The sequence below is a fragment of the Halomonas sp. I5-271120 genome (assembly GCF_030553075.1).
Taxonomy (GTDB): Bacteria; Pseudomonadota; Gammaproteobacteria; order Pseudomonadales; family Halomonadaceae; genus Onishia; species Onishia taeanensis_A.
This window is the reverse complement of sequence record NZ_CP130701.1, coordinates 2,733,277-2,746,867: the sequence shown is the minus strand read 5'-3', so window position 1 is coordinate 2,746,867 and position 13,591 is coordinate 2,733,277. Positions and strand designations below refer to the sequence as shown.

The following is a 13,591-nucleotide window of genomic DNA, read 5'->3' as shown; positions in this document are numbered from 1 at the left end:
GGCTCATGGCGCCAGCACCAGAAGGTCGATATCGAAAGCCTCGCGGGCCGCTTGCTGCAGATTGTTGAGCAAACCGCGCCGCGAGGCCACCGGCGGATGCAGTGCCAGCATGCGCCGAGGCCCGCCGCCACGCCGGACGGCCTGCATCACATTGAAGGCCTGACGAAAACCGTCGCCGTCGGTATCGACCCACAAAGCCCAGCGCTTCTCCTGGTTAGCAAGTTGGGCCAGTCGCGGGCTGTGGGCGTCGCAGGCCACGACCTGCCAGGCCGCCGGATCACCGACCCAGCGCTTCCCCCGGCGTGACCAGCTGACCAATGCCGCCTGTGCACGCTCGACGCCATCGACTTTGGGAAGCCCCAGCACCATCAGCGGAATGGTAGGAATAGGTTCTGGCTCAGGCGCCGGTTCCGGCCCGGGTTTCGATTCCGGCTCCGGCTCGGGCTCTGACGCCTGGGCCGAGCCGATCATGTCCGGGGCATCCGGTCCGCGGTCGGCGTCATCAGCCGGCGGCTGATCATCTGAGCGCACGGCCTCCTCCGGCACTTCATCGCCAGAGGCTTCTCGTTCCTGAGCCCAGCGGCGCAGGCCGGCTGCCTGATCACTCATACTCAACGCCCTGCCTGTTCACTGAAGTGGCGAATCGCTTCGCGGGCATCCAGTACCTGTATCAATCCCTCCAACAGGCTCTTGGCGCGACGTGGCCGACGACCCGCCTGCAGTCGCAACAGGTGCGCACGCACGTCCATGGCCCAATCATCTTCGGCATGCTCGAGATGCAGCGCCAAGGCGGCAATGCCCGTCGCCATGAACACCCTTAACTCGCTGTCGATGGCAAGCGGCCCATGCCCGGCGAGCTGCCGCGATGCCTGGCGAGCAAGTGTCGGCAGCTCATCGTTGTAAAGCTGCTTGAGCAATGCCTCTCGGCCAGACTCGATCGACCACCAGGCTGGCGACAAGGCGTAACGACGGGTCAGCATCATGCCGCTATCACGACCGCGTACCTCAGCGAACCAGGCACACAAGGCATCGCCGCTGGCTTCACCTGCACCGTAACTGAGGACGTCAAGCCGGCTCAGCATGACTTTGGCCGCCTGGCCACGATAGCGAATCAGCGCAGGTTCGATGGCCTGTGCCTCATTGGCAAGCCCGGCAAGGGGCAGACGCTCGGCGCGATAAAGCACGCGGCTGTTGCCCTGTGCCTGGCTCAACCAACCGCTGCTACGCGCTTGAAGCCAAGCTCTTGCCCGGGCATCGGGCAGCCGGGGCAGCAAATGAGCGCTCACTCCCAATGTCGTCTCGGCCCACTCCATGCGCGCGCATTGACCCGCCATCAGCCGGTGCTCGGGGAACGGCTGTACCGCCGGGCGCCCCTCGTCATCGACGGCCAGATGAGGTAACACCCAGTCCTCACCCTGAAGCGTCGATGACCGCGCCCACAAGAGCGTAGACACCGACGCTGGCACCCGCTCATGAAGGGGCGCCAGGCGCTCTGAATGCAGGCTCGGCGGCAGTGAGCTGATCGCCCAAGCATCGGCTAGGGTGGCGAAGCCAGGCACCTGGGCATGCAGCATTTCCCAGATACTGCCAAGCGCCCTGCCCTGGCCAAGCAGCGCCGGTGCACCTCGACTGGCACTGGCCTGAGACTCATCGGCCTGGGCGTCGGCGAAGGGTGAAGGGACGCCGGCTTCCAGTGCCTCTCGGATCAGTTCCTGTGCATCAGCCAGCCCTAGATCTTCGGGCACCCGCTGGCCGTGAGAAACGAAGTGCAGGGTCAATCCATGGCGGATCAGGGTATCCAGGGCGCCGCCCAGTCTAGCGGCCTCGTCCTGCTTGGTGAGGATGGCATCCTCAAGGCGTCCGCCAACGGCGCGGGCAGACTGTAAGTAAGTGGTCACCACCTCATCGATCGTCTCGCCCTGGCTGGCGGCATTGAGCAGCAACACCAAGCGTACGGCACGACTGTCGCCGCGCAGGTGAGCGATCTGTTCAAGCAGCCGGCGATCACGCTGGCTCATGCCCACGGTATCGACGATGACCAGGTGCTTGTCGACCAGTTGCGGCAAGAGACTTTCCAGGGGACGATCGGCTTCGAGCGCGTGCATCTCGATGCCCATCAGGTCAGCGTAGATACGCAACTGGTCCTGGGCGCCGATGCGGTAGGCGTCGGTAGTGACCAGAACCGCCTGCTCAGGGCCGTGGCGCATCACATAGCGGGCGGCGAGCTTGGCCGTCGTGGTGGTCTTGCCGACACCGGTTGGACCCACCAGGGCAATCACCCCACCCTGGTCGAGCAGCGCCTCGGGCTCCGATGCGACAGCAAGCCGGGCCACCAATTGACGTTGCAGCCACGCCCGCTGGTTCTCGAGGGAGGTGCCGGCAAGTTCCGAAGGCAGGGCCGCCAGTAACTCAGCGACCAACTCATGACCGAAGCCCGATGCCAGCAAGCGGCGGCGCAGATCAGACGCGGGTCCGGGCCCGGCGCGGTCTTGCTGGCCGAGCATTTCGCGCATTTCCTGCATTTCACCCAGCAGTTGCTGGCTAAGGGCAGCGAAGTCCTGCGGCGTTGAGACACTCGCCGCAGGGCGAGTCGGGGGGGCCTCGACGGCTGGCTGTGCTCTCTGCGCCATCAGTCCGGAAGAGGCGCGATGAGCGGCTCGCCAGTCAAGACCGCCGTTACTTCCAGCGGTGGCCGCCGGTCGCGAGGCAGGCGGTGCCTCACGGGCAGCCGGTTCTGATGTCGCCATGGCGTCACCTGTATCGTCGGCCATCGCCAGGATCTCGACGCCGTCTTCGACCGGGCGATTAGCGAGGATAAGTGCGTCATCACCCAGCAGCGCACGCACCTGGCGCATAGCCTCGCGGCTGTTCGCCCCCAGGAAGCGTTTCACGCTCATCGATCACCTCCCACCATGCTGGTGATCCTGAGCGTGCGGTCGTCGGGTATTTCGGCCTGAGACATCACCACCAGGTGGCGCAGGCGCCGGCGCAGAAAGCGCGACAGCAGCGCACGCAGGCTGTGCTGGACCACCAGCACCGGGGGCTCACCGCTCTGATCCTGACGCTCCAGCGCCTTGGAGGCTTGATCCATCAGGGTTTCGGCGAGTCCGGGTTCGAGCGCCCCACCACTGTTCATGGCCTGCATCAGCACCTGCTCGAGGTTGGCATCGAGGCCGATCACATGCAGATCGCCCTGGACCGGGAACCATTGCTGAGTGATCGCACGTCCCAGGGCGACGCGAACCATGGCCGTAAGATCGCTGACATCTACCTGGCCACCGCCATGTTCGGCCAGAGTATCGAGAATGGTGCGCATATCGCGAATCGACACATCTTCCTCGAGCAATTGCTGAAGCAGCCGCTGCAATTGTGTGAGGTTGACGATCTTCGGCACCACATCTTCGACTAGGGTCTTGTCTTCCTCGCCCAGCTTGTCGAGTAGCTGTTGAACCTCTTGTCGACCCAACATCTCGCCGGCATGCTGATGCAGCAAGTGGTTGAGATGCGTGGCGACGACGGTGCCGGCATCGACCACGGTGTAACCGTATACCTGGGCGTGTTCGCGCTGCGCGGCCTCGATCCAAACGGCGGGCAGCCCAAAGGCTGGGTCTTCTGTCCGGGTGCCTTCGAGCTGCCCCGAGACCTGGCCAGGATCGATGGCCAGCCACTTGCCCGGGTAGGCTTCGGCTTGACCGATCTCTACTCCCTTGAGGGTAATCACGTAGGTGTTGGCCCCCAGCTCGAGGTTGTCGCGGATATGCACGACGGGCGGCAGGAAGCCCACCTCCTGAGCATATTTCTTGCGTACGCTCTTGATGCGGCCTAGCAGCTCGCCCTGCTGGCGGTGGTCAACCAGAGGAATCAGCCGGTGTCCCACCTCGAGGCCCAGAGTGTCGACCAGGTGGACATCGTCCCAGCTTGCTTCAGGTGCTTCCTGAGCGGGGGGAGGCGCGGTTTTGACCGCTTCCTCGGTCACGCGGTTTTGTTCGTTGCGCTGCAGCCACCAGGCCAGGCTTCCGAGCAGCACGGTAAAAGTCAGGAACACCAGGTTGGGCATGCCCGGCACCAGCCCCAGCATCCCCATGACGCCAGCAGCCAGCCACAACACCTGAGGGTTGATGAATAGCTGACTGATCATCTGCTGGCCGACATCTTGATCGGTAGTGACCCTAGAGACGGTCACGCCGGCAGCGGTGGAGATCACCAGCGCAGGGATCTGTGCGACCAAGCCGTCACCGATGGTCAGCAGAGTATAGGTCTTGGCGGCGGTGCCGAAGTCCAGGTCATGCTGCATCATGCCGATCAACAGCCCACCGATGATGTTGACCACCATGATGACAAGCCCCGCCATGGCGTCACCACGCACGAACTTGCTGGCACCGTCCATGGAACCGTAGAAGTCGGCCTCCTGAGACACATCGGAGCGACGTTGGCGGGCTTCGTCCTCACCAATCAGGCCGGCATTGAGGTCGGCATCGATCGCCATCTGCTTGCCGGGCATGGCGTCGAGCATGAAGCGAGCCCCCACTTCGGCGATACGCCCAGCGCCCTTGGTGATGACCATGAAGTTGATGATGACCAGGATCAGGAACACCACCAAGCCAACAGCGAAGTTGCCGCCGACCAAAAACTGACCAAACGCCTCGATGACCTTGCCTGCCGAGTCGCCGCCCTGGTGGCCTTCCATCAGCACCACACGCGTCGAGGCCACATTCAATGACAGGCGCAACAGAGTGGTGAACAGCAGCACTGCCGGAAAGGCTGCAAAGTCGAGCGGCTTCTGGGTGAACATGCTGACCAATAGCACCATCACCGCCAAGGCGATGTTAAAGGTGAAAAACAGGTCCAGCGCGAAGGGAGGCAGCGGCAGGATCATCATCGACAGGATCATGATGATCAGCAACGGGCCTGCCAGCAGCTTCATCCGCATGTCACCCAACAGATCCATGCGGCCCAGATAGTTAGTCAGCGCTCTCATCGAGGCTCCTTGGTGATTTCATCGCTCGGGGCGTCAGGCTAGGACCCACCATCCAACTCGCTGGGGACCGGCAGATCATGAGGTGTCTCTGGCATCTCACCGCCATCCACGCGTACGCTCTTGAGGCGCATAGACCAGGCCAGGACCTCGGCCACGGCCGTATACAGCGCCATGGGCACCTCTCCATCGAGATCGACATGGCCATGCAGAGCTCGCGCCAGCGGTGGGGCTTCGAGCATCGGGACACCATGTTCTTCACCCAGCTCACGAATCCGTTTGGCCACCTCATCGGCGCCCTTGGCCACCACCCGCGGCGCAGCCATCTTGCTCTGGTCGTAGCTAAGTGCCACGGCGTAGTGTGTCGGGTTGGTCACGATAACGTCGGCTTCTGGCACCTTGCTCATCATGCGGTTGCGAGCCATGGCCTGTTGCTGAGAGCGAATGCGCCCTTTGACTTGAGGGTCACCCTCGGACTCCTTGTGCTCCCGCTTGACCTCGTCCTTACTCATGCGCAACTTCTTGGCATGACTCCAGAGCTGGAAAGGGACGTCGATGAGAACCGGCACAATCAAGGTCAGTATCATCAAGCCGCAGGCCGTCGCAGCAAGGCCCATCGCATTGGCTAGGGCTTGCTTGACGGGCTGGTTCATAAGCGACATGAACTCGCCAAGATGAGTCACCAGAAACCATGCCCCCACCCCTCCTACCAGGACCGCCTTGGCGATTGCCTTGGCCAGCTCAGCCAGTGCTTGAGTCGAGAAAAGCCGCTTCAGCCCCTTGAGGGGGTTCATCTTGGAGAGCTGAGGCTGCAGCGACTTGGCTGATATCAGCCATCCACCCAGCAAGGCCGGCGCGACCAGAGCCACGCACACCAGTAAGAAGAATAACGGCATCAGCGTGAACAAGGCGTTTTGCCCAAGCGTCCAGGCATGGGTGAGCATGGGCATCACTTCGAACGCCTGTCGACGCTCGAACAGAAACGACTGCTCCATAACCGTGCCAAGCTCGTTGTACAAGGTGTTGCCCATCGACCACAAACCAATGACACCGGCCAACAGGAGCAAGAAGGTCGCCAGTTCGCGCGAACGAGCTACCTGACCGTCTTCACGCGCCTTCTGTTCTCGTCGTGGTGTGGCATCTTCTGTCTTTTCGTCATCACTGCTTTCATCGGCCATAAGCCATAACCAGCGGGCCTTTGCGGAGAGGGCGATTGGATGTTGATCATTGTCGAGAAAGCGGGGAAGGGGCGATGCGTCAAATAGCGCGAGGTATTAGGCCTTATTCAGGCGCATACGCTTTATCACTCAGCCAGGGGGAAGCTTGAGAGTGGCAGGGGAAATAAGCATACAGAGTGAATTCTGGATAAAACTCCGCCGAACATGATGATGTCCGGCGGGGCTCGAGATTTAGAAACCCAGTTCATCCAGGAGGTCATCGACCTGGTCCTGACTGCTGACCACATCTGGGGCCTCTGGCTTGACCTGAGGGCCATTGAGCAGCGAGGCCTCACGCTTGGCATCGGCCTCCCACTGCCCTTCGGCACGACGCTTCATCTCGTCGCGACCCTGTTCGGCGGGCACGCTGTCGAGCAGCACTTGTACCAACTGATGCTCGATCTCACGGATGACATCCATCATCTTCTTGATCACCTGGCCCGTCAGGTCCTGGAAGTCCTGGGCCATCATAATTTCCATCAGCTCCTTCTGCGTCCCTTGAGTCTTCTCAGGCACCTCAGCGAGATAGCTGCGAGTATCAATGACCAACTCGCGAGCTTCATCCAGCTCTTTCGGCGCTTCGAACCACTCAGCCCAGCGCTTGTCGAGCGCCGAGGCGCGGGACTCGAGATCATCCTGCAGCGGCTGAGCCCGATCGATGGCATTGAGTGCTCGATCCGCAGCCTGTTCGGTCATCGAGGCCACGTAGTTCAGACGGTCCCTCGCATCAGGAATCGCCTCGGCCGCCTTCTCGATTTCCTGGTCAAGCCCGAGCTCGCGCATGTTTTCGCGCAGCATGCGCGTCAGTTGCCCAATGCGCTTCACCAGATCTTCGCTGTCACCACCGTGGGTAGACGCCTGTTGAGCATTATCGCTCATGATCGTTTCTCCTGCCGAGGGCAAGCCCCTCGTCGTGATTACATGCCGAGCTTTTCGAAGATCTTGTTCAGCTTCTCATCGAGCGTCGCGGCGGTGAACGGCTTGACCACATAGCCATTGGCGCCTGCCTGAGCGGCGGCGATGATGTTTTCCTTCTTGGCTTCAGCGGTCACCATCAGTACCGGCAGCTCTTTCAGGCTATCGTCGCCGCGAATCTGCTTGAGCATCTCCAGGCCATCAAGATTGGGCATGTTCCAATCCGATACCACAAATTCGAAGCCGCCATGTTTGAGCTTGTTCAGCCCGTCCTGACCGTCCTCGGCCTCTTCCACATTCGTGAACCCCAGCTCCTTGAGCAGGCTGCGCACGATGCGCCGCATGGTGGGAAAATCATCCACCACCAGAATTTTCATATCCTTATTGGCCATTTCAACCTCTGCGTCATGTCGTCGTTATCAAGACCGGCGGATGCGCCGGCCCGTTATCAGAATTCTTCCCAGTCGTCTTCGGTCGTTGCCTTTTCACGGGTTGCCGGCACCTGATGCGCGGCCGTCGAGCGAGTCAGCCCAGAGCGACGCTCTTCCGTACGACCAGACGGTGCGGAGGCGCTCGCCGAGGGCAATGCCTGAGGGACGCCGCCCGCCAGACGGAAGACGGCCACCGCCTGCTCGAGACGGCTGGCCTGCTCCTCGAGAGAAGTTGCAGCCGCCGCCGCTTGCTGCACCAGCGACGCATTCTGCTGCGTCACCTGATCCATCTGGCCAACCGCTTGTGTGACCTGCTCGATGCCATCGCTCTGTTCCTGCGAAGCAGCCGAGATTTCATCCATGATGTCTGTCACGCGCTTAACGGCATCCACCACCTCTTGCATGGTTTGCCCTGCCTGCTCGACCAGGGTGGAGCCTTGTTTGACCTGGCCCACGGAGTCATCAATCAGGGTCTTGATTTCCTTGGCTGCCGAAGCGCTACGTCCCGCCAAATTGCGAACTTCCCCCGCCACCACGGCAAAGCCTCGACCCTGCTCACCAGCCCTTGCGGCTTCGACCGAGGCATTGAGCGCCAGGATATTGGTCTGGAAGGCAATCGAATCGATGACGCCAGTGATATCGGCAATTTTCTGAGAGCTTTGCGAAATACCATGCATGGTGGTAATTACGCGATCAACCACCTCGCCTCCCTTACCTGCCGTGCTCGACGCTTCGAGCGCAAGACCGCTGGCCTGACGCGCGTTGTCGGCATTCTGCTTAACAGTGGTGGTCAGCTCTTCCATGCTGGAAGCGGTCTGCTGAAGCGAAGCCGCCTGTTCTTCGGTGCGCGATGACAGGTCGGCGTTGCCGCTGGCGATCTCGCGCGTACCCACATGAATCGAGCTGCTGCTCTCACGGACCGTACCCACCGTACTGGAAAGCCCCTGCTGCATATCGCGCATGGCGGCGAACAGCTTACCAATCTCGTTTCGGGTGGTGGCACGGATGTCTTCGGTGAGATCCGCCTTGGCGATACGCTCAAGAGTGACCACCGCAGAGTTCAGCGGCTGGATCACTACACGGCGCATGGCCACGTAGATCAGCACCAGAATAGCCGCCGTTATCAGCAGTGCGGCAAGGCCGATCAGCTCGAACGTCGAAGCGCTGGCGTGGTAGTCATCGATGAGCGCGTCGCCGCGTTGATCCGCATAACGCACGAAGTTGGTAATGGCCTCATCCAAGTCATCGCTTGGCTGAGCCAGCTCCTTCGTCAGGCTGTCGAACATCATATTGTTACGGTTACTTAACGCCTCATGCTCGGCTCGAACTAGGTCCAGTACGCGAGGGAACTGCACTTCCACCTGATCAACGGCCTCACGCCCGAGCTCGCTTACCGGCACGGACTCGAAGCTCTGGTAACGTGCCTCAGCACGCTCGATTTGATCCAGGGCGTCGGCCATCCTGGCCTTGGCCTCGTCAGTGCGACCAACCAGCAACTGCTTGGAGGCTGTCATCAGATCCAGCCGTGCTCCTGTCAACAATGCATCGGCCCGATTGAGCTCGTTGAGCTGCTGGACATTGATCTGATCGACGGTGGTAAAGGTCTCTCCTGCCTTGTGGTTAGCCGTCTGCCCCAGGAAAGCAATCAACCCGATCAAAAGGGCGAAGACCACGAGCACTGTGGTAATGGCTGCATGAATACTCAGATTCCGAAACAGCTGCATGGTTGTGTACTCCCTGTCATGCAATGATGTTGTTTTGCTTATTGTGAAGCCGGTATTAGACGCGCTGTGCGCGGCCTGCTGCTGCCACCAGTTTCAGCAAACGTGGGGCGATAGCATCGAGAGGCAGCACTTCGTCGGCGGCCCCCAAGGCGATGGCTTCACGCGGCATACCGAATACAACGCAACTGTCCTCGTCCTGAGCCACTGTTGCGGAGCCGGCATTGCGCATGGTCAATAAACCAGCAGCACCATCCTTACCCATGCCAGTCAGCAGCACGCCTATGGCATTACGTCCGGCCTGCTGAGCTGCGGATTCGAAGAGCACATCTACCGACGGGCGGTGACGATTGACCGGCGGACCGCTATCGAGACGCACCACATAGTTGGCACCGCTCCGCGCTAACTTGAGGTGCTGATCGCCCGGAGCTATATAGGCATGGCCCGGCAAAACGCGCTCCCCGTCATGGGCTTCCTTTACGCGAATCTGGCAAAGCTTGTCTAGACGCTCGGCAAAAGATCGAGTGAAACCGCCCGGCATGTGCTGGGTGATCAGGATCGCAGGGGCATTGGAAGGCAAAGGCTCAAGCACATTGCGAATGGCTTCGGTGCCGCCCGTTGAAGCCCCAATGATCAACAGCTTCTCACTCGACACCAATGGCGCCTTGAGCGTTTGTGGGGCAGGACGGTCCTTTTGGCGCACTTGCCGTGGACGAGAACGCGCCGCGGCACGAATTTTTTCGGCGATCAACTCGCCATAGTCCATCATGCCGCTGCGAATGCCCATGGAAGGTTTGGCCAGAAAGTCCAGCGCCCCAAGCTCCAGAGCACGCAAGGTCACTTCTGACCCCGCCTGAGTCAGCGACGAAACCATCAGCACCGGCATGGGACGAAGGCGCATCAGGCGCTCCAGAAAATCCAGACCGTCCATGCGTGGCATTTCCACGTCCAGGGTCAGGACATCAGGGTTGTGTTGTTTGATCAAATCCCGTGCCACTAACGGATCTGGTGCTACAGCCACCACTTCCATGTCAGGCTGGCTATTGATGATTTCGCTAAGCAGGTCGCGTATCAGCGCCGAATCATCGACGCAAAGCACCTTGATCCTGGCTGAGCTCAAGGCAAATCTCCTTTGTTAAGTGCCGGCTGCCGCGACAAACGCGTAACTAGCCGGCATCTTTCATGTTATCGGCTGCCGTCAAGCCAGCTTTAGTAGCCCAATGCACCGGCAAACCACACTAGCTAGCAACAGCCAGGGCATCAGGCACGAGGTGACAGGGTATAAACGGTCTGGCCACGCAGCCGGAAAGCATCACTGATGTAGGAAAAGTTCTCCGAATGCCCGGCAAACAACAGACCATCGGGCTTCAACAGCGGGGCAAACCGCTGAAGAATCTTCGCCTGAGTCGACTTGTCGAAGTAGATCATCACGTTGCGACAGAAGATGGCATCGAATGGACCTTCGATAGGCCATCCCGGGGCGAGCAGGTTCAATGACTTGAACTCGACCATCGACGCCACCTCGGGCCGCACCCGCGCAAACCCGGCCCGCCGACCACTCCCCTTCTGGAAGAAACGCTTGATGCGCTCTTCCTCCAACTTGGTGACCTGGTCCATGGCGTAGATGCCGTCCCGGGCTCGATTTAGCGCATCGGAATCAATGTCGGTGGCCACCACCTGGCAATGGTCGGCCCGTGCACCCAAGGCTTCACGCAGCGTCATGGCTATCGAATAAGGCTCTTCACCCGTTGATGCCGCAGCACTCCAGACACGCACGGTATCCCGCCGTTCTGCAACATGCTGGGAAAGCAGGGGAAAGTGATGCGCCTCGCGAAAGAACGCCGTCAGGTTGGTGGTCAAGGCGTTGGTGAAGGCTTCCCATTCACGTGCCTCTGGTTGCCGCTCGAGGCGGGCCAGATAATCACTGAAGTGAGTAAGCCCATGATGTCGCAACCGCTTGGCAAGACGGCTATAAACCATCTCGCGCTTGTGCTCAGCGAGCACGATACCCGCTCGCTGATAGATGAGTTCGCGGATGCGGGTAAAATCCTTCTCGGTTAGCACTAGATCCCGCTCGGCCATGGAGGTCGACCAACCTCCATGCCCGGCCGCCTCATGGGGTACGTGACTGTTCAAAACGCCTCCCAGTCATCGTTGGCATTCGCCAACTGACGATTCTGTTTCAACGCCTGGGTTGAGCTACGCGAAGGTTGCTGGCTTGAGGACGAGGATGACCGCTCGCCACGACCTGAGGACTGCCCAAGCGCCGGCATCTCGCTTACCTTATTCGGTAGCCGCTGGACTGTTTCCGCACCAACGCCGCGCAGGCGGAAAGCGGCAATGGCCGTACTCAGAATCAGGGTCTGGTGTTCAAGCTGTGAGGCGGCACGTGCCGAGGATTGCACCCGAGTGGCATTCTGCTGAGTCACCTCGTCCATCTGCGCGATCGCCTGATTGATCTGAGTAATACCGCTGCTCTGTTCCTCTGAGGCAGCGGTAATCTCGCTCATGATGTCATTGACACGCGTCGCTGCTGACACCACTTCACCGATGGCTTCTTCTGCTGATTTGACCAGGCCGGCGCCACTGTCGATTTCCTTGGCCGAGCCAGAGATCAGGCCGCGAATCTCCTTGGACGCCGAACTGCTGCGACCGGCCAGGCTACGAACCTCTTCGGCGACCACGGCAAAGCCACGACCGTGTTCGCCAGCGCGCGCCGCCTCTACTGAAGCGTTGAGTGCCAGAATATTGGTCTGGAAGGCAATCGAATCGATGACGTCGATAATCTCGGTCATCTTGCGCGAGCTTGCCGTAATGCGCTCCATGGTCTCGACGACCTGATTCATCAGCTCACCGGCATTGCCCACCTGGGTGGCATTCTCCACCGCGAGGGTGCTGGCCTGACGCGCATTGTCGGCGTTCTGCCTAACCGTGGCAGTCATTTCTTCCATGCTGGAGGCAGTTTGTTGCAAAGAAGCGGCCTGCTGCTCAGTGCGCGATGACAGGTCTTCATTGCCCTGCGCGATATCGCGAGCCGCTGGCCCGACCACCGTCACGCTGCCGTTGACGTCGTTGATGATGGTGCCGAGGCTCTTGCGCATCGTATTCAGAGCAACAATCAGCCGACCGGCCTCATCATCGCGGTGCGCCGGCATGTTGGCGGCGAGATTGCCCGCGGCGATCTGCTGAGTGAACTGCATCGATTCAAGCAGCGGCTTGACCAGGGCCCGAATAGTCAGCATACCCAGCAGACCAAGCAGCAGCAGCCCGACAGCCAGCAACGCCCCCAGAATGAAGACCATCTGTTGCTGATCGGCCTCAGCCAGCTCGGCTATGCTGGCGGCATTTGCCTGCTTTTCAGCCACCAGGTCATTGATAGTAGTGGAGAGCTCGTCGCCCTTGGGGCGCAATACCTCGTTGAAGGCGACATAGGCCTTGTAGAAATCACCCGAGTCGAGCGCTGCTATCGCTGCATTCAGACCGTCGTCGATATAGACATCGAGACCATCAGCGAACGACTGCTCTGTCGCCGAGAGGTTGGCACTATCACCGACGAAATCGCCCCAGGCACCCTCGAGTTTTGTCACCAGCTCACCGACAGCCACCTTGAGACTGGCCACATCGGCAGACATTGGGTTACTGACAGGTCCATCGAGCCGGTCACGCCCCTGGGTCATCAGCTGTTCAATACGCTGTAAACGCGCCACGTCTTCCAGGCCATCCTGGTTGATCTCATTGAGGCGCTCACCGGCAACGTTGAGACTGAAAAGCCCCAGGCCACTGCTGGCAACCAGCAGTAACACAGAGACCACGATCATGGTCGTCAAGCGAGAACGCATACTGCGCAGATTGATTTGCCGGAGCCGACTCACTACGCCTCGGCGACGCAATCGGCCGCGATCGAGTGTCAGGTGCTTGCCCCGCCCCTCGCGGATCAGCGCATAACTTCGCTCCGCTTCCTCGATAGCCTCGCGTTCCGCCTTAACCCTTAGTGAGGCATAGCCAACGAGCTCACCGTCCTCAATGATCGGAGTGACACTGGCATGAACCCAGTAATGATCCCCATCCTTACGGCGGTTCTTGACCAGCCCTGCCCAGCTCTCCCCTGCCTTGAGGGTCTCCCACATGTTGGCGAAGGCTTCCACCGGCATGTCGGGATGGCGCACCAAGTTGTGCGGCGACCCTAGCAACTCTTCCTGGGAGAAGCCGCTGATCTTGATGAAAGCCGGGTTGGCATAGGTGATGCGCCCCTTGGTATCCGTTCTCGAGATCAGGAAGTCATCTTCTTTCAGCTCTACTTCCCGCTGCGTGACAGGTTGGTTATTGCGCATC

General features: G+C 60.3%; 10 protein-coding genes. All 10 read right to left on the bottom strand.

Translation table 11 applies throughout. The annotated features are described in order from the left end of the window. Window positions 1–3: 3 nt before the first annotated feature. Window positions 4–609 (bottom strand): hypothetical protein, encoded by a 606-nt coding sequence (locus Q2K57_RS12270; RefSeq protein ID WP_304525243.1) that lies wholly within the window; start codon window positions 607–609, stop codon window positions 4–6. Between the two features lie 2 nt (window positions 610–611). Further along, window positions 612–2,897 carry a flagellar biosynthesis protein FlhF gene (gene flhF / locus Q2K57_RS12265; protein ID WP_304525242.1) on the bottom strand — a complete coding sequence of 762 codons (2,286 nt, stop codon included), beginning with the start codon at window positions 2,895–2,897 and terminating at the stop codon, window positions 612–614. Continuing rightward, window positions 2,894–4,978: a flagellar biosynthesis protein FlhA gene (gene flhA, locus Q2K57_RS12260; protein WP_304525241.1), complete on the bottom strand. Its 2,085-nt coding sequence runs from the start codon at window positions 4,976–4,978 to the stop codon at window positions 2,894–2,896. The genes flhF and flhA overlap by 4 nt, the downstream gene beginning before the upstream one ends. A 38-nt stretch (window positions 4,979–5,016) precedes the next feature. Further along, window positions 5,017–6,153, bottom strand: a complete 1,137-nt coding sequence (gene flhB, locus Q2K57_RS12255; RefSeq protein WP_304525240.1) for a flagellar biosynthesis protein FlhB — start codon at window positions 6,151–6,153, stop codon at window positions 5,017–5,019. A gap of 231 nt (window positions 6,154–6,384) precedes the next feature. Beyond that, entirely contained in the window at window positions 6,385–7,071 is a 687-nt protein-coding gene (gene cheZ / locus Q2K57_RS12250) for a protein phosphatase CheZ (RefSeq protein WP_304525239.1), read from the bottom strand. A gap of 38 nt (window positions 7,072–7,109) precedes the next feature. Then, a complete protein-coding gene (gene cheY, locus Q2K57_RS12245) occupies window positions 7,110–7,499 on the bottom strand; it encodes a chemotaxis response regulator CheY (protein ID WP_304525238.1) in 390 nt (129 codons plus the stop codon). 56 nt (window positions 7,500–7,555) lie between these two features. Further along, window positions 7,556–9,262 carry a methyl-accepting chemotaxis protein gene (locus tag Q2K57_RS12240; RefSeq protein ID WP_304525237.1) on the bottom strand — a complete coding sequence of 569 codons (1,707 nt, stop codon included), beginning with the start codon at window positions 9,260–9,262 and terminating at the stop codon, window positions 7,556–7,558. A 55-nt stretch (window positions 9,263–9,317) separates the two neighbouring features. Beyond that, the gene (locus Q2K57_RS12235) at window positions 9,318–10,379 is read right to left on the bottom strand and encodes a chemotaxis response regulator protein-glutamate methylesterase (RefSeq protein ID WP_112053422.1); all 1,062 of its coding nucleotides are present in this window, start codon (window positions 10,377–10,379) and stop codon (window positions 9,318–9,320) included. Window positions 10,380–10,519: 140 nt separating this feature from the next. Further along, entirely contained in the window at window positions 10,520–11,341 is an 822-nt protein-coding gene (locus Q2K57_RS12230; RefSeq protein ID WP_304526692.1) for a CheR family methyltransferase, read from the bottom strand. A gap of 50 nt (window positions 11,342–11,391) precedes the next feature. After that, a complete protein-coding gene (locus tag Q2K57_RS12225; protein WP_304525236.1) occupies window positions 11,392–13,590 on the bottom strand; it encodes a methyl-accepting chemotaxis protein in 2,199 nt (732 codons plus the stop codon). Window position 13,591 lies beyond the last annotated feature (1 nt).